Annotated in this window: 21 protein-coding genes; 13 read left to right on the top strand and 8 right to left on the bottom strand. The window is 64.6% G+C overall.

Annotated features, from left to right (window positions below):
• Positions 1-11 precede the first annotated feature (11 nt).
• Positions 12-185 carry a DUF1328 domain-containing protein gene (locus F8237_RS23985; protein ID WP_151648511.1) on the bottom strand — a complete coding sequence of 58 codons (174 nt, stop codon included), beginning with the start codon at positions 183-185 and terminating at the stop codon, positions 12-14.
• Between the two features lie 240 nt (positions 186-425).
• Here F8237_RS23985 and F8237_RS23980 point away from each other — a divergent pair, with 240 nt between their 5' ends.
• Positions 426-3047 (top strand): ATP-dependent helicase, encoded by a 2622-nt coding sequence (locus tag F8237_RS23980; protein WP_151648509.1) that lies wholly within the window; start codon positions 426-428, stop codon positions 3045-3047.
• A 13-nt stretch (positions 3048-3060) separates the two neighbouring features.
• Here the strand turns inward: F8237_RS23980 and F8237_RS23975 are convergent, their stop codons facing one another.
• Positions 3061-3888 (bottom strand): hypothetical protein, encoded by an 828-nt coding sequence (locus tag F8237_RS23975; protein ID WP_151648507.1) that lies wholly within the window; start codon positions 3886-3888, stop codon positions 3061-3063.
• 76 nt (positions 3889-3964) lie between these two features.
• On the opposite strand from F8237_RS23975, the gene F8237_RS23970 reads away from it, so the two are divergent.
• From F8237_RS23970 to F8237_RS23945, 7 genes are all read left to right on the top strand, one after another.
• On the top strand, positions 3965-4249 hold the full coding sequence (locus F8237_RS23970; RefSeq protein ID WP_151648505.1) for a type II toxin-antitoxin system HicB family antitoxin: 285 nt from the start codon (positions 3965-3967) through the stop codon (positions 4247-4249).
• Positions 4250-4337: 88 nt separating this feature from the next.
• Entirely contained in the window at positions 4338-4754 is a 417-nt protein-coding gene (locus tag F8237_RS36120; protein WP_162006191.1) for a hypothetical protein, read from the top strand.
• Entirely contained in the window at positions 4754-5449 is a 696-nt protein-coding gene (locus F8237_RS36115) for an OmpA family protein (RefSeq protein WP_162006190.1), read from the top strand. The genes F8237_RS36120 and F8237_RS36115 overlap by 1 nt, the downstream gene beginning before the upstream one ends.
• 167 nt (positions 5450-5616) lie before the next feature.
• Positions 5617-6135, top strand: coding sequence for an Mpo1 family 2-hydroxy fatty acid dioxygenase (locus F8237_RS23960; RefSeq protein WP_151648501.1), 519 nt, complete (start codon positions 5617-5619; stop codon positions 6133-6135).
• A gap of 28 nt (positions 6136-6163) precedes the next feature.
• Positions 6164-7195: an NAD-dependent epimerase/dehydratase family protein gene (locus tag F8237_RS23955; protein ID WP_151648499.1), complete on the top strand. Its 1032-nt coding sequence runs from the start codon at positions 6164-6166 to the stop codon at positions 7193-7195.
• Between the two features lie 31 nt (positions 7196-7226).
• The gene (locus tag F8237_RS23950; RefSeq protein ID WP_151648497.1) at positions 7227-7853 is read left to right on the top strand and encodes a methyltransferase family protein; all 627 of its coding nucleotides are present in this window, start codon (positions 7227-7229) and stop codon (positions 7851-7853) included.
• 366 nt (positions 7854-8219) lie between these two features.
• Entirely contained in the window at positions 8220-9524 is a 1305-nt protein-coding gene (locus F8237_RS23945; protein ID WP_162006189.1) for a PQQ-dependent sugar dehydrogenase, read from the top strand.
• A gap of 147 nt (positions 9525-9671) precedes the next feature.
• On the opposite strand, the gene F8237_RS23940 is transcribed toward F8237_RS23945, so the two are convergent.
• Positions 9672-10496, bottom strand: a complete 825-nt coding sequence (locus F8237_RS23940; RefSeq protein ID WP_151648493.1) for an aspartate dehydrogenase — start codon at positions 10494-10496, stop codon at positions 9672-9674.
• 38 nt (positions 10497-10534) lie between these two features.
• Complete coding sequence (locus F8237_RS23935; protein WP_151648491.1) at positions 10535-11452, bottom strand: LysR family transcriptional regulator; 918 nt, start codon at positions 11450-11452, stop codon at positions 10535-10537.
• Between the two features lie 217 nt (positions 11453-11669).
• Here F8237_RS23935 and F8237_RS23930 point away from each other — a divergent pair, with 217 nt between their 5' ends.
• Together F8237_RS23930 and F8237_RS23925 are read left to right on the top strand one after the other, a co-directional pair.
• Positions 11670-12968, top strand: coding sequence for an MFS transporter (locus F8237_RS23930; protein ID WP_151648489.1), 1299 nt, complete (start codon positions 11670-11672; stop codon positions 12966-12968).
• 21 nt (positions 12969-12989) lie between these two features.
• Positions 12990-14063, top strand: a complete 1074-nt coding sequence (locus F8237_RS23925) for a tartrate dehydrogenase (protein WP_151648487.1) — start codon at positions 12990-12992, stop codon at positions 14061-14063.
• A gap of 153 nt (positions 14064-14216) precedes the next feature.
• On the opposite strand, the gene F8237_RS23920 is transcribed toward F8237_RS23925, so the two are convergent.
• The gene (locus F8237_RS23920) at positions 14217-14744 is read right to left on the bottom strand and encodes an Hsp20/alpha crystallin family protein (RefSeq protein ID WP_151648485.1); all 528 of its coding nucleotides are present in this window, start codon (positions 14742-14744) and stop codon (positions 14217-14219) included.
• A 298-nt stretch (positions 14745-15042) separates the two neighbouring features.
• Here F8237_RS23920 and F8237_RS23915 point away from each other — a divergent pair, with 298 nt between their 5' ends.
• The 3 genes from F8237_RS23915 (at position 15043) to F8237_RS23905 (ending at position 16198) form a co-directional block, all read left to right on the top strand.
• Positions 15043-15498, top strand: coding sequence for an Hsp20 family protein (locus tag F8237_RS23915; RefSeq protein ID WP_151648483.1), 456 nt, complete (start codon positions 15043-15045; stop codon positions 15496-15498).
• A 119-nt stretch (positions 15499-15617) separates the two neighbouring features.
• The gene (locus tag F8237_RS23910; RefSeq protein WP_151648481.1) at positions 15618-15935 is read left to right on the top strand and encodes a hypothetical protein; all 318 of its coding nucleotides are present in this window, start codon (positions 15618-15620) and stop codon (positions 15933-15935) included.
• A 26-nt stretch (positions 15936-15961) separates the two neighbouring features.
• The gene (locus F8237_RS23905; protein ID WP_151648479.1) at positions 15962-16198 is read left to right on the top strand and encodes a hypothetical protein; all 237 of its coding nucleotides are present in this window, start codon (positions 15962-15964) and stop codon (positions 16196-16198) included.
• A 256-nt stretch (positions 16199-16454) separates the two neighbouring features.
• Here the strand turns inward: F8237_RS23905 and F8237_RS23895 are convergent, their stop codons facing one another.
• The 3 genes from F8237_RS23895 to F8237_RS23880 form a co-directional block, all read right to left on the bottom strand.
• Positions 16455-17393, bottom strand: a complete 939-nt coding sequence (locus F8237_RS23895) for a LysM peptidoglycan-binding domain-containing protein (RefSeq protein ID WP_151648475.1) — start codon at positions 17391-17393, stop codon at positions 16455-16457.
• A gap of 375 nt (positions 17394-17768) precedes the next feature.
• Complete coding sequence (locus F8237_RS23885) at positions 17769-18758, bottom strand: zinc-binding metallopeptidase family protein (protein ID WP_151648473.1); 990 nt, start codon at positions 18756-18758, stop codon at positions 17769-17771.
• A 43-nt stretch (positions 18759-18801) separates the two neighbouring features.
• Positions 18802-19017 carry a hypothetical protein gene (locus tag F8237_RS23880; RefSeq protein WP_151648471.1) on the bottom strand — a complete coding sequence of 72 codons (216 nt, stop codon included), beginning with the start codon at positions 19015-19017 and terminating at the stop codon, positions 18802-18804.
• Between the last annotated feature and the right edge of the window lie 20 nt (positions 19018-19037).

The following is a 19037-nucleotide window of genomic DNA, read 5'->3' as shown; positions in this document are numbered from 1 at the left end:
TCATAACGCCGCTAGACCCTGCTGCGGCCGCGGGCCAGGCCCACCACGGCCGAGACCAGGAACAGGACAATCGCGATGAAGAAGATGATCTTGGCGATTTCGATCGATGCGCCGGCGATGCCGCCAAAGCCCAGAATACCGGCGATCAGTGCGATAACCAGAAACGTCACAACCCAGCTCAGCATGGCAGAACCTCTGTTTCGATGACTGTCTGCGATCGGCGCGGCTGACGCGCCTCACTTGCCCAAACAATCTCCAGAGCGGAACATTGGTTCCGGCCCGTTCCCGCCGGAAATTCGCCCGGCCCGCAGGAACAAAATCGCCCGGCCGCGCACGTGGAAAACCCCCTCGCGGCGCCCCATATAGGCACCAATCCCTGTTATGAAGGCTCCCTTCCGCAACCCCGCGGTGCCATCGTGGGGCCAATGATTCGCATGACCGAGCCAAGCAAGATCACCTCCGAGAGCGTCCCCGACCACCAGCCTGCGGCCGGCGGCATCGCCGCGCGTGCGCGCGCCTCGGTGGGCCCGAAATATCTGGCGGGGCTCAATCCGGAGCAGCGCGACGCCGTGGAGACGCTGGACGGCCCGGTCCTGGTGCTGGCCGGTGCCGGCACCGGCAAGACCCGCGTGCTGACCACGCGCATCGCCCACATCCTGAGCCAGGGCCGCGCCCGCCCCGCCGAGATCCTGTCGGTGACCTTCACCAACAAGGCCGCGCGCGAGATGAAGCACCGGCTCGGCCAGATGCTCGGCCACGCCGTCGAAGGCATGCCGTGGCTCGGCACTTTCCATTCCATCGGCGGCCGCATCCTGCGCACCCATGCCGAGCTGGCGCAGCTCAAGTCGAACTTCACCGTGCTCGACACCGACGACCAGGTGCGGCTGCTGAAGCAGCTCCTGCAGGCCGACAACATCGACGACAAGCGCTGGCCCGCGCGCATGCTGGCCGGCCTGATCGACGGCTGGAAGAACCGCGGCCTGACGCCGTCGCAGGTGCCCCCAGGCGAAGCCGCGGTCTTCGCCAACGGCAAGGGCGGCAAGCTCTATGCGAGCTACCAGGAGCGCCTGAAGATCTTGAACGCCGCCGATTTCGGCGACCTGCTGCTCGAAGACATCCGCATCTTCCGCGAGCACCCGGATATCCTCAGGCAGTACCAGCAGCGCTTCAAATACATCCTGGTCGACGAGTATCAGGACACGAACGTCGCGCAATATCTGTGGCTGCGGCTGCTGTCGCAGGCGCCGTCTTCTTGCGCCTCTCCCCGCATGCGGGGAGAGGCCGCATCGCAAAGCGATGCGAATGAGGGGGACTCTCCCAGCACCGCGCTCGTGGAGACTCCCCCTCATCCCGACCTTCTCAGCGCGAGCGAAGCTCGTCGCGATCCCGCAAGTGGGGAGAAGGAGAAGACACCCCACATCAAGAACATCTGCTGCGTCGGCGACGACGACCAGTCGATCTATGGCTGGCGCGGCGCGGAGGTCGACAACATCCTGCGTTTCGACCACGATTTCCCCGGCGCCAAGGTGATCCGCCTCGAGCGCAACTACCGCTCGACCGGCCACATCCTCGCCGCCGCCTCGCATCTGATCGCGCACAACGAAGGCCGGCTCGGCAAGACGCTGCGCACCGAGGACCAGGACGGCGAGAAGGTCACGGTCACGGGCTCCTGGGATTCCGAAGAGGAAGCCCGCGGCATCGGCGAGGAGATCGAGCAGATCCAGCGCAAGGGCGAGAAGCTGAACGAGATCGCCATTCTCGTGCGCGCCTCCTACCAGATGCGCGAGTTCGAAGACCGTTTCGTCACGCTCGGCCTGCCTTATCGCGTCATCGGCGGCCCGCGCTTCTACGAGCGCGCCGAGATCCGCGACGCGCTGGCTTACTTACGCGTCATCAATTCGCCGGCCGACGATCTCGCCTTCGAGCGCATCGTCAACACACCCAAGCGCGGCCTTGGCGATGCCACCGTGCAGATGTTGCACGATCACGCCCGCAAGCGCCGCATCCCGCTGTTCGAGGCGGCGCGCGCGGTGGTCGAGACCGACGAGTTGAAGCCGAAAGCGCGCGGCAGCTTGCGCGATGTCGTTGCCAGTTTCGACCGCTGGCGTGCCCAGCGCGAGGTCACCGCTCACACCGATCTCGCCCAGATCGTGCTCGACGAGAGCGGCTACACCGAGATGTGGCAGAAGGACCGCTCGGCGGACGCCGCGGGCCGGCTGGAGAATTTGAAAGAACTCGTGCGCTCGATGGAGGAGTTCGAGAACCTGCAAGGGTTTTTGGAGCACATTTCGCTGGTGATGGACCGCGACAGCGGCGCCGACGAGGACGCGGTGTCGCTGATGACGCTGCACTCGGCCAAGGGCCTCGAATTCGACAACGTGTTCCTGCCCGGCTGGGAGGAAGGCCTGTTCCCGAGCCAGCGCACGCTGGACGAACAGGGCCGCGCCGGCCTCGAGGAAGAACGCCGTCTCGGCCATGTCGGCATCACCCGCGCCCGCCGCCGCGCCATGATCTATTTCGCGACCAACCGGCGCATCCACGGCACCTGGTCGACCACGATCCCGTCGCGCTTCCTCGACGAACTGCCGGCGGCCAATGTCGAGATCACGGAGTCCAAGGGCGGCTCGGCCTGGGGCGGCACCGGCGGCTACGGCGCCTCGCGCTTCGACGACATGGAGGCGTTCGGCTCGACCTATTCGACCCCGGGCTGGCAGCGGGCACAAGCCAACCGCAACCGGGGTGGCGGCCGCAATGGCGGCGGCGGAAGCGGCGGTTTCGAGGAACAGACCTCGTCGTTCTCGTCCGCTTCATCGCCCGGCCCCGATTTCGGCAGCTTCTCCTCGCGCCGGCGCGGGCCGATGACGATCGAGGGTGAGCTGGTCGCCAAATCGACCGGCACGACCTCGGAATTCTCGCTTGCCGACCGCGTCTTCCACCAGAAGTTCGGCTACGGCCGCGTCACCAGGATCGACGGCAACAAGCTCACCATCGCCTTCGACAAGGCCGGCGAGAAGAAGGTCGTGGACAGCTTCGTGCAGCGGGCGTGAGCTTCGCCTCTGCTCAGCCGATCAAGATGTCGGCTCCCTGGTCGTAAATCAGCTGGTCGACATGCCCGGCACCGGGCGCGATCTCGAGTCTCCAGCCCAGCGCGACACCGAGACCCCTGGCCAGCTCCTTGCAGTGATCGAAATGCCAGAGTCCGCGCGCGAGGCGATGAGGCCCTTGCGCCATCGCCTCGTCCCAGCGGGGCAAATGGGGATCGTTCGGGTCGTTGTCGGCGTCGCCCAGCAGAATGACCAAAGGGCGCGCCAAATACCTCCGCAGATAACTCTCGTCGAGGCCAATCCCGCCCATGCCGTCCGGATAGTCCTTGGTGAGGCTGGGCAGCATGTAGCACCCGCAGTTGGCGGCCACGGCGAGATCAACGGACGCAGCCTCGTTGAGTGCGAGATAACGCAGGACAAATTGGGCGCCCGCTGAATTGCCGAACAGACCGAAGGTTTCCCGGCTGGATCCGATCGCCTGTCGAACATGGTGAAACAGCCGGTCGATCACCCCGAAATTCCAATGATCGCGCGGCAAGACCGTGTTGTCGGGCGGGGGCCGTCGCACGCCGCCGAAATTGTACGCATGGACGCCCGGGAACTGATCCGGATCGAACTCCGGCACCAGCACGATCTGCCCATTACGTTCGGCTTGCGGGGCGAGAAGATCGCGAAACTCCGCAGCGGCGCGATCGACGCCATGCATCGCCATGATGATGCGCGTGTGCCGCGTGCTCGATCCGGGGCAAAACGAGAAGACCCGCATCGTACGTGGCCCGGGGACGGCACCAACATCATGAAACAGGAACGACCCGGCGCCTTCCGCTAACGTCAATCCACTCAATTGCTTACCTCCGCAGATGAGGTACTCATAATCGAAATCAAACCTCCCGGCACAACTCTTGGACTATCGGTCTGCCATGCCTCAGTACGTCGCCATCATCGAGGAGACAGAGCCGGATGCCGTCAGCCTGTGGTTTCCGGACCTGCCCGGCTGCATTTCCGGCGGTGACGACATCGACGACGCGCTGGAGAGTGCGCCCGACGCGCTCGAATTCTACGCCCAGGAGTTGGCCGCGGACGGCCGCCAGCTTCCCCAGCCGCGGACGCTGGACGAACTCAAGGCCGACCCTGCCGTGGCCGAGGATTTGGCGAGACACACCTTCGCCCTGATCGAATGGCCGCCCCTCGCCGACGCCGAGTGAGGACTGTTCGCCGCACTGGCCGAACTGTCGACAGTTCTCGCCCGAACAGCCCTTGACCACCGCGAACTTCCCCGTATCAGATGCGCCTATGGTCCGGGGCTCCATCACACTGATCTTGCTGGCATTGGGGATGCCGTCGCTGAGCGCGGCGGAGACCATGAGCTTTGGCGATTCGATCGGGCTGCTGGCGAAGAGCTGCGGTGCGGAAATCGTCGCCAATTGCCGCGGCGTCAATCCGGATTCGACCCGCCTGAAGGAGTGCCTGTCCCGCAACCGGGACGTGCTGTCCCAGCAATGCCAGAGCGACTATCTCGGCGCCTTCGACGCCATCCAGAAGCGCGTCGCCGCCCGTGTCACGGTCGCGAACGCCTGCCAGCGCGAGATCGTCAAGGTCTGCAACGGTTCGACCAAGGAGACCAGCAAGTCGATCCCCTGCCTGATCTCGACCCCCAAGGGCATCAGCAACAACTGCCTGAAGGCCGTCGACGACGCGGGGTATCGGTGATGCGCGCCAGCAGCCTCTTCAGCACCGGAACCGCCATCGCGCTTGGTATCAGTCTTGGTATCAGTCTTGGCCTCGCCTTGCTCCCGGGAACAGCCAGCGCGCAGACGGCGGCGCCGACCCGCGACGACATCATCGGCAAGCTCAACCATTTCGAGGAAGCCGCCGAAGTCGACCTCCCCGCGCTGAAGCTGCAGGTGATGGAGCGCGCCAAGGCCAGGATCAAGAATGATCCGGGTCCGGTCAACCGGCCGCTGATCGCGCCTGATCTGGCCAAGCTGCCCACCTTCACGGCGCAGATCCAGTTCGACCCCGACACGCCGATCATCCAGCCGGCCTCGTACCAGACCGTCGGCCGCATCGCGGACGCGCTGGTCCACTCCTCGCTGCTGCCCTACACGTTCCTGATCGTCGGCCACGTCGAATCCAATGCCAAGACGCGCGAGGCCAATGCGATCCTGAGCCAGCGCCGCGCCGATGCGATCCGCGACGTCCTGGTGAACACGTTCAAGATCTCGACGAAGCGGCTGCATCCGATCGGCCTCGGCGAGGAGCAGTTTCTCGACAGGGCCAAGCCGACCTCGGCCGCCAACAGCCAGTTGCAAATCGCAACCTATGCCAAGGTGCCGGAGGAGGCACCTGCGCATCCGGCTGCGGCGCCTGCGCCTGCGGCGAAAAAGCCCGCCAAGAAGCACTGAGCGAGCGCGGCCTGGGCTGACGGAACCCCTTGAAGTTCTTCCGTTTTGTGACCTGTCTCACAGCGCGAGACCACGGTCTTGCGCGACAATAGCGCCGGTTTGTGCACTGCCCGGTCCGGTGCTATAGGCTTTCTTCGTTGTCCCCGACCGCAATGCACGAGACCGAGATGGGTGGCTATTTTCAGCGCCAACTTGCTGTTTATGTTGAATACCATCGCGATCCCCGGAACACGGCGATGCATGTGATCGGTATCCTCCTGCTCTTCACTGGCGCTGTGCTGCCGCTAACGCTTGTGAAGGTGCCGGTGGCCGGATTCGAGGTCAGTCTGGCGGTGATCCTGGCGCTGCCAGTTCTCGTCTACTGGCTGCTGCTGGACGTAGCGTTGGGGGTCGGCATTCTGGCCGTCTCCGTCGTGCTGTTTTCGATCGCGACGACCATTTCGGCGCAGGCCAGCACCGCAATGATGTGGGCAATTTTCGCTGCGCTGGTCGGACTCGGCGTTACCGCGCAGACCATCGGCCACAAGGTTTTTGAGGGGCGCGAAGCCTCGTTGTTCACTTTTCCGTCGCATCTGTTGCTTGGGCCGATGTTTGTCATGGCGAAATTGTTCATTGCGCTGGGTTTCCGCCGTGACCTTGCCGCGATTCTGGCGCCTCTTCCGACCAATTCCCTTTCAACCCGATAATTCTAGAAGCGAAACAGCAACCTTCTGCATGGCTCTCGTACTGGTTACCGGTGGCAGTGGTTTCATCGGACATCACCTCGTCGAAGCGCTCCGCGCCCGTGGGCAGCGGGTGCGCGTTCTCGATGTCCGGCCCCCGGCCGCGGCAAACACGGACGTTGAACATGTCCAAGGCTCGGTGCTGGATGGTGCCGCGGTGGATGCTGCGATCGCTGGCGTCGATCAGGTCTATCACCTCGCCGGCCTGCCGGGCATGTGGGTCGCCAACAAGCAGGACTTTCACGACGTCAATTGCCGCGGAACCGAGACCGTGCTCGCGGCGGCGATGAAGCGCGGCGTGTCGCGCTTCCTGCATTGCTCGACGGAATCGATCCTGTTCCCCTATTGCGACCTCAAGGGCGTTCCCGCCGAAGAGGCGCTGCAGCCGGCCGACGCGATGCCGGGCGCCTATACGCGCTCGAAGTCGCTCGCCGAGCATTGCGCCGCGAAGGCCGCGGCCGCCGGCTTCCCGCTCGTGATCGGCACGCCGACCATGCCGATCGGCGCCGCCGACCACAATCTGACGCCGCCGACCGCGATGCTCTGGTACTTCCTCCAGAAGAAGGTGCAGCCGCATCTCAACTTCCTGGTCAACCTCGTCGATGTCCGCGATGTCGCGATGGGCCTCGTGCTGACGATGGAACGCGGCCGCATCGGCCAGCGCTATATCCTCGGCGGTGACTGCGTCCCGCTCGGCAACATCCTGCGGATGATGTCGGCGATGAGCGGACGGCGGCAGTATCCGGTCGTCGTGCCCGGCAAGATCGCCGAGCTCTCCGCGATCATGCTGGAATCCATCTCCGATCGCATCACGCGCCGCCCGCCCAACGGCACCGCCGAGGGCGTGCGCATCGCGCTGGCCGCGAGCGATCTGTCGATCGACAAGGCCCGCAACGAGCTCGGCTACGCGCCGCGCCCGATCGAGCCGGTGCTGCGCGAAACCATCACCCATCTGCTCGCCCGCGGCGGCGAAGTCCCCTCCGGCGCCATCGAGCATCACGCGCTGTCCTCGCGCGCGAGCTGACCGCTCCGCCCAAAGCAAAGAACATTTCGGCATGTCCTTCGATTTCAGCAAGCTTCTCTCCGTGGCCTGGGGTGGCTGGACCACGAGCTGGCCGACCGAACTCCTCGCACTGATCTGGCTCGCCTTTCTCCTCAGCTGGATCGGCGCCTCGTTCTGGCAGGGCCAGACCAAGAAGCAGGTCATGACGCTGGAGTCGCAGCGCTACAGCCTGCCGATCCTAGTCGGCGGCATCCTGTTCACGCCGTGGGTTGCGGAGCTGCTGGGCTGGAAGCCGCTCTGGGTGCTCGGCAACAGCGGCATCTATGTCGCCGCGGTGCTCTCGATCGCCGGCATCGCCTTCGCCTGGTGGGGCCGGCTGCATCTCGGAAAGTTCTGGTCCAACACCATCACCCACAAGGAAGACCACCGCGTCATCGACACCGGCCCCTACGGCATCGTGCGTCACCCGATCTACACCGGGCTGATCTTCGGCATGCTCGTCACCGGGATCGCGATCGGCATGGTCACGACAATCCTCGGCGCGATCCTGATCTCGCTCGGCATGTGGCAGAAGGGCCGGATGGAAGAGGTGTTCCTGTCCAAGGAGCTCGGCGAAGACGCCTACGGCGCCTATTGCCGCCGCGTGCCGATGATCATCCCGTTCCTGTCGCCGCGGTGACGGGCACACGCCTTCCCTGCCGCGCTCTCCGCACAACGTCACAGCTGGTCCCGTCATCCTTCGAGGCTCCCCATGGCGCGCGTTGCGCCCCATGGCTCGTACCTCAGGACGACGGGGATAGACTTGCCTCCTTGCCATGCAAATTCGGCGTGCCGCCATTGCGCGGGCCATAAACGGCCCGATGCGGGCCGGTGCTGGTTGACCTTTTTACCGCTACCCAGTTGGATGCGCCCGCAACGAGGCACGACGACACGTTAATCGTGGATCTGGAGAGGTCGACGATCAGGCCTGAGCCCGCGCGGGGCTTCGGGCCAATCCCGGACGATCCGTCGTTGGACTGTGCCGCACGTTCAACAGGGGATTTTGATGAATTTTTCCAGCATCTTTGCGCAGTTCGTCGCCTTCGTCGGCGGCATCGCGCTGCAATGGCGGAAGCTCTCAGGCACCGCGCCTGCGCCCGCATGGGGCCAGGCCCCCGCGATTCCCCAGGCGAAGCCGCAAGGCGCGCTGCCGACCTTGAAGATGCCGACGGCACGGGGCTGGAGCGAGGGACAGAAGCCGACGACCGCGCCCGGGCTCAAGGTCAATGCGTTCGCAACCGGCCTCGACCATCCGCGCTGGATCGAGGTGCTGCCCAATGGCGACGTGCTGATCGCCGAGGCGACGCAGATCGCCGGCCCGCCGAGGTCGGTGTTTCATTACGCGATGCAGGCGACGATGCGGCGCGCCGCGGCTCTCGGCGTGTCCGCCAACCGCATCACGCTGCTGCGCGACAAGGACGGCGACGGCGTCGCCGAGCATCGCGGCGCCTTCATGGAAAATCTCAGCCAGCCGTTCGGCATGGCCTTGGTCGGCGACACCTTCTACGTCGGCAACACCGACGGCGTGATGGCCTTTCCCTATGTCGCCAATGCCGACCGCATCACCGCGCCAGGCAAGCGGCTCACTACCTTCAAGCCGAGCGGTCACTGGACGCGCAGCCTGCTCGCGAGCCCCGACGGCAAGAAGCTCTATGCCGGCGTCGGCTCGCTCAGCAACATCGCCGAGATGGGCATGGAGGTCGAGGAAGGCCGCGCCGCGGTCTACGAGCTCGACCTCGTCGCCGGCACACATCGCATCTTCGGTGCCGGCCTGCGCAATCCCGTCGGCCTGGCGTGGGAGCCGAATACGAACGTGCTCTGGACCGTCGTCAACGAGCGCGATGGCCTCGGCGACGAGACGCCGCCGGACTATCTCACCTCGGTACGCGACGGCGGCTTCTATGGCTGGCCCTATTGCTACTGGGGCAAGACCGTCGACGACCGCGTGCCGCAGGACCCGGCGATGGTCGCCAAGGCGCTTCAACCGGATTACGCGCTCGGCGGCCACACTGCGTCGCTCGGCCTGTGCTGGATGCCGGCCGGCACCCTCCCCGGCTTCCCCGACGGCATGGTGATCGGTCAGCACGGCTCGTGGAATCGCAGCACATTGTCAGGCTACAAGCTGGTGTTCATCCCGTTCGAAAACGGCAAGCCCGCCGGTCCCGGTCGGGACATCCTGTCGGGCTTCCTCGCGCCGGACGAGAAGGAATCCTACGGCCGTCCGGTCGGCGTCGTAATAGGCCCGGACAAGAAGTCGCTGCTGATGGCCGACGACGTCGGCAACGTGATCTGGCGCGTCACGGGCGCGTAAGTCGAGATAGGCGCCACGGGCGATCGCATATGTATTCCGTCATCCTGAGGTGCGACGCTTGCGGTGCGATAGCGTCGCAAGCGGAGCCTCGAAGGATGACGGTGATAAAGCGCGCCACCGTGTTGGGCTAATCAAGTCTCACGCCAGCTACGTCCCGACGCACAGCGTGGCGCGCTGCTTACGCAGCAGCGCGATCACGGACAGCGCGGTGATGATCCCGGTCTTGGGATTTTCGGACGGGATGTTCTCGATGCCCATCGAGAAGCGCGCCGAATCCGCCTCGACCTCGATGCGGTGAACGTTGCGCGTCACGGTCGGGTCGGCCCAAACCTGAATCCGGGTGCGATCGGGCCCGATGCCAGCCAGCGACAGCGCAACAGCGACATTGACGTTGGCCGGAAAGCCCTTCGCCGCCTCGCGCGCGCTGCCCTCGAACAGTTTCAGAGGCTCGCGCAGATTGTCGATGTCGATCTTGTTCTCGACGATGAACGGTGCACCCTTCAGGCCGTCGATCGGCTTGCGCGTGATCATGTTGACGGAATGAATGGTGCCGACGGCGGCGGCGTTGACCGCGTCAAGCCCGATCAGCGCACCGGTCGGCACGATGATGCGGCCGCCATTGGCGCGGGCGAGATCGACGAGATCGAAATTGTCGAGCAGTCCGCCGACGCTGACGACGACCGCGGCCCTGCCGCGTTTCACCGCCGGCTCGACGATCGCGCGGAGCTGACTGCTCGGCGCGCACTCGACCACGATGTCGGCGGCCTCGCCAAGCTGGTCGATCGGCAGGATCTGCGGCGGGCGGCTAAGGCTCTCGAGGAAAGCCTGATGCTTTGCGGGATCGCGCACGGCGACAGCCGACAGCGTCAGCCCTTCGATGCCCTGATCGAGCGCGGTCGCGACCTTTGTGCCGATCGAGCCCAGTCCCGCGATAGCCACCCGCAATTCGCTCGAAGCTTTCCGATCCGTCATCGCCTTCCACCTTCTGTCAAAACCAATTTCATACCCTCTCAGGCCTCGCGCGCATAGCTGCGCAGGCGCGCTTCGAGCACCGCCAGGATCGCGTCGCGAGCCGGATCGCGCGAGCCGCGCAGCCAGGCCGCCGCAAGCGGCAACCGTCCGACGGGACCGCTCTGCTTCGGCCGGAGCGGCACGAAGCGCACGCCCGGCACCGCCATCCGCGTCGTCCAGCGCGGCACGATCGCGACGCCGAGGTTCGTTGCCACCAGGTGAATGATGGTCTGCTTCTCGTCGGCGACCTGCACGATGCGGGGCGTGAGGCCGGCCTGCTCGAACAATTTGACGGTGAGGTCGTGGCTGTGCGGCCGCGAGCGGCGATCGGGCACCAGCATCGCCTCCTCGGCGATCTGCGCCAGCGTGACCGACTTGCGTGCGGCGAGCGCGTGCCGCTGCGGGAACGCCACGATCGCGGTCTCCCGGAGCAGATCGCGGAATTCGAGCCGCTTGTCCGCGCTGTCGGGCGGGCGGACGAAAGCGAGATCGAGCGCGCCGGTCAGGATCTTCGGCAGCAGCCGGACAGTCTTGTCTTCGAGGAGCTGCACCGCGATCTCGGGATGGCTGTCGCGGAAATCGCGCAGCAATGGCGGCAACAGGCCGGCTGCCGCGCTGTCGATGGCGCCGATCCGCAGCCGTCGCGCCGCGCCTGCGCGCGAGCGATTGCGCAGATTGCTCTCGACGGCCTCGACCTTGGCGAGGATGGCGCGTGCATCGCGCAGCAGCGTCGTGCCGTCTTCGGTGAGCGACACCGCCCGCGTCGTCCGCGCAAACAGCCTCGTGCCCAGATCTTCCTCGAGCAGCCTGATCTGGCGCCCGAGCGCGGAGGGCAGCATCTTGAGCTGCTGCGCCGCATGGCCGAAATGCAACTGCTCGGCCGCCGCCACGAAGCATCTGAGCTGATGCAATTCCATTCCGGGCCCTCTCTTCTCGCCTTAGGCAATCGCGTTGCACGAGGTCGTCATGGCCGGGCTGACACTGTGGGAGCTTGAGTGCGTCCAACGCTGACACGCGACAGCTTGGCAAGGATTATATCATTTTTTTGTATAAACCAGCGCCAATTGAGTCCGCCTCGCAACTCCGCCTAGGCTCGCCGCCACACAACCAGAACCGGGATTCAGGGAGGCCAGGATGACGAGCGGGATTCAGGCGCGCGTGCTGCGCAAGATCACCTGGCGCATCGTTCCCTTCATCATGCTGCTGTACTTCGTGGCCTTCATCGACCGCGTCAATATCGGCTTCGCCTCGCTGACGATGAACAAGGACATCGGCCTGTCGTCGACCGTTTACGGGTTCGGCGCCGGCATCTTCTTCTGGGGCTATTTCCTGTTCGAGGTGCCCTCGAACATCATCCTGCACAAGATCGGCGCGCGGATCTGGATCGCCCGGGTGATGATCACCTGGGGTCTCGTCTCCGCCGCGATGGCCTTCGTGCAGGGTGCGACCAGCTTCTACATCCTGCGCTTCCTGCTCGGCGTCGCCGAAGCCGGATTCTTTCCCGGCATCATCCTGTACCTCTCCTACTGGTTCCCGGCCCGCCAGCGCGCCGTCGTGACCGCGCTATTCATGGCGGCCGCTCCGCTGTCGACCGTGCTCGGGTCGCCGATTTCGGGCGCGCTGCTGGAGATGGAAGGCCTGTTCGGCTTCAAGGGCTGGCAATGGCTGTTCGTGCTGGAGGCGCTGCCCGCCGTGCTGCTCGGCTTCGTCGTGCTGGGCTTCCTGACCGACCGCCCAGAGAAGGCGAAATGGCTCGCGGAGGACGAGCGCCGCTGGCTGGTCGAGACCATGAATGTCGAGACCACCAGCAAGGCCGCGACCGCCAGCCACAGCATCTGGCGCGGGCTCGCCGATCCGCGCGTGCTGGCGCTGTCGCTGATCTATTTCGGCACCTCGGCCGGCCTCTATACGCTCGGCGTCTGGGCGCCGCAGATCATCAAGCAGTTCGGCCTGTCCTCGCTCCAGGTCGGCTTCCTCAATGCGCTGCCGGCCACCGCCGCCGTCGTCGCCATGATCCTGTGGGCGCGGCACTCGGACCGCACTGGCGAGCGGACCTGGCATGTGGTCTGGGCCTGCCTGATCGCCGCCGCGGGCCTCGCCTATGCCGGACTCGCGACCGGCGTCGTCGCCGTGCTGGTTGCGCTGGCGCTGGTGAACATCGGCATCTCCTCCGCCAAGCCGCCGCTGTGGAGCATGCCGACGCTGTTTCTGTCCGGCCCCGCGGCGGCGGCCGGCATCGCCACCATCAACTCGATCGGCAATCTCGGCGGCTTCGTCGGGCCCGCCATAATCGGATGGATCAAGGACCAGACCGGCAGTTTCGTCGGCGGGCTCTACTTCGTCGCCGGCCTGCTCGTTCTCTCGGCAGTCCTAACCCTGCTATTGTCGCGCGCGCAGACCGCGCCGGCCGAACCCGTCCCGCAGCCCCACTGACATCTCTCACGGAGCACTCCCATGCGCACCCATTCGATCGCAGCGATCCCCGCCGACGGCATCGGGCCCGAAGTCATTTCGGCCGGCGTGCGCGTGCTGGAGGCGCTGGCAAAGCGCAGCGGCGACCTTTCCTTCACCATCAAGACGTTCGACTGGGGATCAGACTATTACAAGAAGCACGGCGTGATGATGCCGGCGGACGGTCTCGCGGAATTGAAGAAGTTCGACGCGATCTATTTCGGCGCGGTCGGCGCCCCTGATGTCCCCGACCACATCACGCTGTGGGGCCTGCGCCTGCCGATCTGCCAGGGCTTTGACCAATACGCCAATGTGCGGCCGACCAAGATCCTGCCCGGCGTCGCCTCGCCGCTGCGCAACGTCGGCGTCGGTGACCTCGACTGGGTGATCGTGCGCGAGAACTCGGAGGGCGAATATGCCGGCATGGGCGGCCGGGCACACAGGGGCCTCCCCGAGGAGGTCGGCACCGAGGTCGCGGTGTTTACCCGCGTCGGCGTCACGCGGATCATGCGCTATGCGTTCAAGCTCGCGCAATCGCGTCCGCGCAAGTTCCTCACCGTGGTGACCAAGTCGAACGCGCAGCGCCATGGCATGGTGATGTGGGACGAGATCGCCGCCGAGGTCGCGGCCGAATTCCCTGACGTGACCTGGGACAAGATGCTGGTCGACGCCATGACCGTGCGCATGACACTGCATCCGAAGAGCCTCGACACCATCGTCGCGACCAACCTCCACGCCGACATCCTCTCCGATCTCGCCGGCGCGCTGGCGGGAAGCCTCGGCGTCGCCCCGACCGGCAACATCGATCCAGAACGCCGCTTCCCCTCGATGTTCGAGCCGATCCACGGCTCGGCCTTCGACATCACCGGCAAGGGCATCGCCAACCCGGTCGCAACGTTCTGGACCGGCGCGCAGATGCTCGAGCATCTCGGCGAGAAGGATGCCGCAGCGCGGCTGATGGCAGCGGTCGAGCGCGTCTGCGCGGCCGGCGTGCTGACGCCCGATGTCGGCGGCAAGGCGACGACGAAGGAAGTGACGGATGCCGTGGTCGACGCGATCCAGGGATCTAACGTCTGAGCCGCAGAGCGAAGAAGGCGCCGCGTTCGCGGACGCGCTGTGATGTCGGCAGAGGAAGATGCTTGAACGCAGCTCCTCTGCGTCCCGTCATATCGGCAGGACCCGATCGAAGACCGCCGCGAAGCGGCAGCCTTCGACAGCTGGCATCGTCCTTCAGGCCGCCTTCACTTCGATCTTCTTGGCGGGCTTCTGCGCTTCCGCCGTCTTCGGCAACGTCACCTTGAGCACACCGTTCTTGAACGCGGCTTCGATCTTGCCGGCATCGACGCCATCGGGCAGCCCGAAATAGCGTTCGAACGAACCATAGCGGCGCTCGGAGACGTAATAGTCCTTTTGTTTCTCCTCCTTCTCTTCCTTCTTTTCGCCTTTGATGGTCAGTGCGCCGTTGGCGACATTCACCTCGATGTCCTTTTCGTCCATGCCGGGCAGTTCGACCGTGATCTCATAGGCCTTGTCGCTCTCGGACACGTCGACCGCCGGCGCTGCCGAAAATTGCTTCGTCAATTTCCTCTCGATCCCGGCGAGCGAGCGGAAGGGCCGGCGCCAGAAATCATCGCCGGAGAAATCCTCAAACAGCCGGTCGACTTCCTTGCGCAGTGCCTCAAGCGGCCTCCAGGCGTCCTGCGCTGAAACCGGTTCGAGCGTTTTCCTGGTGACGGGGAGTTTGGTTTCATTGGCCATGATCTTTCTCCTCTAGGGTAAGACCTGAAACGGAGCCACGCTGCGCCGGCATGGGCGACCCGTCTTTGACTTCCATCAAAGGTCCGGACCGGGAGCTATTTTCTACCTGTCTCCGGGATGCGCAGGGTCTCCAAAATTTTTTGGCCTCCCTCTTGAAACCAAAACGGTGTTTTTTTATTTTTTGCGTTGCCGCCGAGAGGTGGCGTTCCCGGCGCCTGACGGGTCGGGAACGACTGAGACGGGCACCGGTCGTGTCCGGTGCCGCTCGTATCCATTTTGCTCCCTGGAGGATCTGGCTATGCGCACTTACGACTTTTCTCCCCTTTGGCGTTCGACCATTGGTTTCGATCGCCTGTTCGACCTCGCGGAGACGGCACAGCGTGCCGGCGAGGACAATTATCCCCCCTACAACATCGAACGCGTCAGCGAGGATCGCTACCAGATTTCGCTCGCGATCGCGGGCTTTTCACCCGACGAGGTCTCGGTGACGGCCGAGCAGAACGCGGTGATCGTCGAGGGCCACAGGGCGGAAAAGGCCGAACGCGAATATCTCTACCGGGGCATCTCCGCGCGGCCCTTCAAGCGGCAGTTCAACCTGGCCGACTATGTTCAGGTGCGGAGTGCCACGTTCGAGAACGGTCTGCTCAAGATCGAACTGATCCGGGAAATCCCTGAAGCCATGAAACCGCGGCGAATTGCCATCAATGGCGCGCCGTCCGGCACCGTGCATCAACTCGAGGGCAAGGCTGCCTGAATTTCGTTTGTCGGAGGCTTGGTGATCCCGCCCGTTGGTCGGGCGGGATCGGCCATGGCCTTCGCTTGCACACCCAATGCAGACCAGAGGTTTTAGCGAAAGGAGAAGGAGGATCTCTCATGATCGATCATGCTGACAACATCATCGACCTGAAAGCGCTATTGCACCCCGGCTCTGTCTACGATCATCCCCGCGACGTCGTCGCGGATCCGGCTTTGTCGATCGGAGAGAAGCGGGCGATCCTGGCATCCTGGGCCTCGGACGCCGCCAGCGTCGCCTCGAACCCGGCGCTGAGAGAATTGGCCGGCTCGGGCAGAGCCGTCACCATTGACGAGATTCTCGAAGCACTCGCGACCCTCGATCACCATCCGAAGGGGCCTCCGGGTGGCAAGCCGGCCCGAACGAGATCCGTCTTGCGAACCGGCCTCGCAGCCTAGGGAACACGCGCTCCGGGAGAACGACGATGATGGATGACAAGCTGGCCTTGCTGCGCGCGCACCGCAATAACATCGGCCGCTACCAGCGTTTACTCAAGACCAAGCTGACCGAATTCGAGCGGCGGTTCATTGAGCGGCGCCTGTCGGAAGAGCGTTGCGCGATCGAAAGACTCTCAGCGTCCACCTTCCCGCTCGCCTTCAAGACTCCAAACAGGGCGATCGAGAACGCAACCACGCTTCTGACAGCAAGCGGCCATGGCTGACTGAGATGTCCGACATCTTCCCGACATTCGAAATGTTCTTGAAAAGGTGCGGCCGAAGGACGTGGCGGTGGCGTGTTTGCACGACGGAAGGACGCCTCGTCACGCACGGGTCCGAAACCAGCCGCCCCGCAGCCAAATATGCCGCTGCAAGGGCATTGTTTCTGACACTTCTCGCTGCGCCCTATCGACCGGCGGGCCAAGCTTCCGGCTTGGCTCGATCGACCTCGGGGACATCTGCATCGAGACGGGAGCGGTCTTACCGCCGCCCCTGAGGCGCGGGCGCCGCCATCGCAGCCACCGGCTCGGGCGGCGTCAGATGGCGCGGGACGATGATAGTCTGGCCGGGGGTGAGTGGCGCATCCTCCGCCAGTGAATTGCTCTGCGCGAGCGTCCACAGCGGCACGCGATTGGCGGCGGCGATGCTCGCCATGGTGTCGCCGGTGCGCACGGGCAGCCGCACGCCGCTGTCCCACAGCTCGACCAGCGTATTTCCGGGCACGAGGTAGCGCAGCGGCACCGCATCGGCCTGGGTCTGCACGGGAATGCGCGGCAACTGGGTCACCATGTCGACGATCTGGCGATGGATATCGTCGGACTTCTCGATGTTGATGTGCGAGACGCGGCTGTTTTCCTTGAGGTCGTAGCTCGCGTAATGGCCGCGAAAGCCGGGCACGGCCACGACGTCGCCGCCGCCGAGCACGCTGTCGGACAGGAAGATGTTGATGAAGCGCTCGACATTGAGCGGTACGTCGCCGGTCGCATGCGCGGGATCGATGGCGATGACGAGGCTGATCGGGACGTTCTCCTTGGCCGCCATCTCGGAGATCACGATCGAGCACAGACCGCCCATGGAATGGCCGATCAGTACGATCGGTGCCGGTGTTTCCTTGTAGCTCGCGATGGCACGATCGCCGATCCATCGGCAGATGGTGAATTCGTAGACGTTGGCCGAGAAGCCGGCCTGCGTCAGCTTCTCTTCCAGCCGGTCCATGCCGGTCGAGAAGATCGGCCCCATGGCGCCGCGGAACAGGTAGATTTTCGGTGGCGGCAGGGGCTCGACGGGAGCGGGAGGCGGCGGCGCGATGGTCGCCAACGCTGCGCGCTTCGACTTGGCGGGTGAAGCATCGGCCGAGCCGGTGCCCAGGGCAAGCAGCGCAACCGCTGCCAGCACGACAATTCGCCTTGGATCAAGCATCAGCCCAGCAGTCCCACCACGGGAGGCAGAGGCCTCCCCCGGCGCTTAATGACCACCGATTGGGTGGAATTTGGGGCACGGAACCGGGTTCGTGACGCCCGCGGGCAGGAGGATTCATGCTGATCGCGCCGGCACCGTGGCATCAATTGAAGGGAACTAGTCAATTGAAGGGCGCCCATGGCTCGGCTTCGCAAGAATCGGACATCACAGAACTCTGAATTCCCTTGTAGCTGTCATCGTCGAAAAACACCGAATAGGCGGTGCGTCGGCCCGCTGACGGACCGCGCTGCCTTAGGCAGACGAAATACGATCCCGGTCCGTGGTCGGAATGGCGGACAGCGGATGTTTCCACCGCAGGCGCATTGAAGAGCGACGTTACGCCGCCAGCTTCTGCTGCTCGCGGAACGCGACGATCGCCATGTGCACGAGGTGCAGCTTGCCCTTCACCGCCGGCGATATGTCGAACGGATAGGCATCGTTCATCCCGAGCGAGCGGTTGAGCTCGTTGAGGCCGCGTGAGAGCGGGCTCCACAACGCCAGCAGCGCCTCGAAGTCGCTCTTCAGATAGGGATCCGTCAGGGTCTGCCGGGCGCGTTCATCGAGGGACAACGGCAGACCCGCCAGCGAGTCCAGCGTCGACAGGATGTGGAGAAAATGCGCAAACGTTTCCGCCCAATCCTCCCAGGGGTGGGCGGTGGCATATTCGCTGATGAAGCCGCTCCGGTCGTATGAACGATCGGTGCGGCCGTAATAGCTGCTGATCGCCGCTTGATAGTTCTGCGTCTCGTCGCCGAAGATCAGCTTGAACGGCGCCTGGAATGTCGTGCTGTTGACCAGCAGGTCCCAGTAGAAGTGGCCGATCTCGTGTCGGAAATGCCCGAGCAGGGTGCGGTACGGCTCCCGGAACGCCATACGGCGGGCCTCGCGCTCGACATCGTCCGCTTCCGCGAGGTTGAGCGTGATGACGCCCGACAGATGCCCCGTCAGGATCGGATTGACCTCGTCGGAGAGAATGTCGAATGCCACACGGTCACCGCCGCGGGATACGAGCGGCAGTCCGAGGCGACGAAGATCATAGAGAAGACGGCGCTTGGCTTCCTCCACTCGCCGCCAGAGCATGATATTCCTGGTGCTGCCGAGATGCGGGATGGTGCGCGTGAGGCGACAGGAGTCGCAGTACCAATCCGCGCCCTTGACACACCAATTGCAGCCGATGATCTCGCGGTTACGGCACGACTGATTGAATGCGAGTTTGGTCAGGTTGATGCACGACGGATCGAACACCAACTGGGTGCCGCAGTTCGCGCACGCGGTGTGCTCGAACGAGACTGGCTGCCGGCACGACGGACATTGGAATAGCTTCACGTGCTCTGGTCCCAAACATACGGCACGCCGGAAAACCGGCTCGTCACTTCGGCGAAAACTTGCGACCGTCGCTCTTGCCGGCGAGTAACGCGCGCTGCATCCGCAGTGCCTGCTGCCTCAACAGGCCGGCTCGTTTCGCGCTCAAACGCTTCAGTCGCAAGCGTGGCTTGTTGGCCGGCGCAGTCTCGCCGACCGGCACGGCAGACCAGCATCGCTCGGGCTGAACCGACATCGGTCCGGCATTTCGTTTCTGAGCCATGATGCAACAACACCGGATCG

It is taken from the genome of Bradyrhizobium betae, assembly GCF_008932115.1.
In the GTDB taxonomy this organism is placed as follows: Bacteria; Pseudomonadota; Alphaproteobacteria; order Rhizobiales; family Xanthobacteraceae; genus Bradyrhizobium; species Bradyrhizobium betae.
Note: the sequence above shows the minus strand (reverse complement) of the source record. Positions and strands in the feature narration are given on the sequence as shown.

Excerpts from the sequence above, each read along its gene's own strand:
- F8237_RS23940 (WP_151648493.1), bottom strand. The coding sequence starts at position 10,496 with ATGACGGATCGGAAAGCTTCGAGCGAATTGCGGGTGGCTATCGCGGGA.
- F8237_RS23980 (WP_151648509.1), top strand. The coding sequence starts at position 426 with ATGATTCGCATGACCGAGCCAAGCAAGATCACCTCCGAGAGCGTCCCC.
- F8237_RS23915 (WP_151648483.1), top strand. The coding sequence starts at position 15,043 with ATGCGCACTTACGACTTTTCTCCCCTTTGGCGTTCGACCATTGGTTTC.
- F8237_RS36120 (WP_162006191.1), top strand. The coding sequence starts at position 4,338 with ATGGTCCGGGGCTCCATCACACTGATCTTGCTGGCATTGGGGATGCCG.
- F8237_RS23895 (WP_151648475.1), bottom strand. The coding sequence starts at position 17,393 with ATGCTTGATCCAAGGCGAATTGTCGTGCTGGCAGCGGTTGCGCTGCTT.
- F8237_RS23970 (WP_151648505.1), top strand. The coding sequence starts at position 3,965 with ATGCCTCAGTACGTCGCCATCATCGAGGAGACAGAGCCGGATGCCGTC.
- F8237_RS23945 (WP_162006189.1), top strand. The coding sequence starts at position 8,220 with ATGAATTTTTCCAGCATCTTTGCGCAGTTCGTCGCCTTCGTCGGCGGC.
- F8237_RS23920 (WP_151648485.1), bottom strand. The coding sequence starts at position 14,744 with ATGGCCAATGAAACCAAACTCCCCGTCACCAGGAAAACGCTCGAACCG.
- F8237_RS23960 (WP_151648501.1), top strand. The coding sequence starts at position 5,617 with ATGGGTGGCTATTTTCAGCGCCAACTTGCTGTTTATGTTGAATACCAT.
- F8237_RS23905 (WP_151648479.1), top strand. The coding sequence starts at position 15,962 with ATGATGGATGACAAGCTGGCCTTGCTGCGCGCGCACCGCAATAACATC.
- F8237_RS23930 (WP_151648489.1), top strand. The coding sequence starts at position 11,670 with ATGACGAGCGGGATTCAGGCGCGCGTGCTGCGCAAGATCACCTGGCGC.
- F8237_RS23910 (WP_151648481.1), top strand. The coding sequence starts at position 15,618 with ATGATCGATCATGCTGACAACATCATCGACCTGAAAGCGCTATTGCAC.
- F8237_RS23985 (WP_151648511.1), bottom strand. The coding sequence starts at position 185 with ATGCTGAGCTGGGTTGTGACGTTTCTGGTTATCGCACTGATCGCCGGT.
- F8237_RS36115 (WP_162006190.1), top strand. The coding sequence starts at position 4,754 with ATGCGCGCCAGCAGCCTCTTCAGCACCGGAACCGCCATCGCGCTTGGT.
- F8237_RS23950 (WP_151648497.1), top strand. The coding sequence starts at position 7,227 with ATGTCCTTCGATTTCAGCAAGCTTCTCTCCGTGGCCTGGGGTGGCTGG.
- F8237_RS23955 (WP_151648499.1), top strand. The coding sequence starts at position 6,164 with ATGGCTCTCGTACTGGTTACCGGTGGCAGTGGTTTCATCGGACATCAC.
- F8237_RS23925 (WP_151648487.1), top strand. The coding sequence starts at position 12,990 with ATGCGCACCCATTCGATCGCAGCGATCCCCGCCGACGGCATCGGGCCC.
- F8237_RS23880 (WP_151648471.1), bottom strand. The coding sequence starts at position 19,017 with ATGGCTCAGAAACGAAATGCCGGACCGATGTCGGTTCAGCCCGAGCGA.
- F8237_RS23935 (WP_151648491.1), bottom strand. The coding sequence starts at position 11,452 with ATGGAATTGCATCAGCTCAGATGCTTCGTGGCGGCGGCCGAGCAGTTG.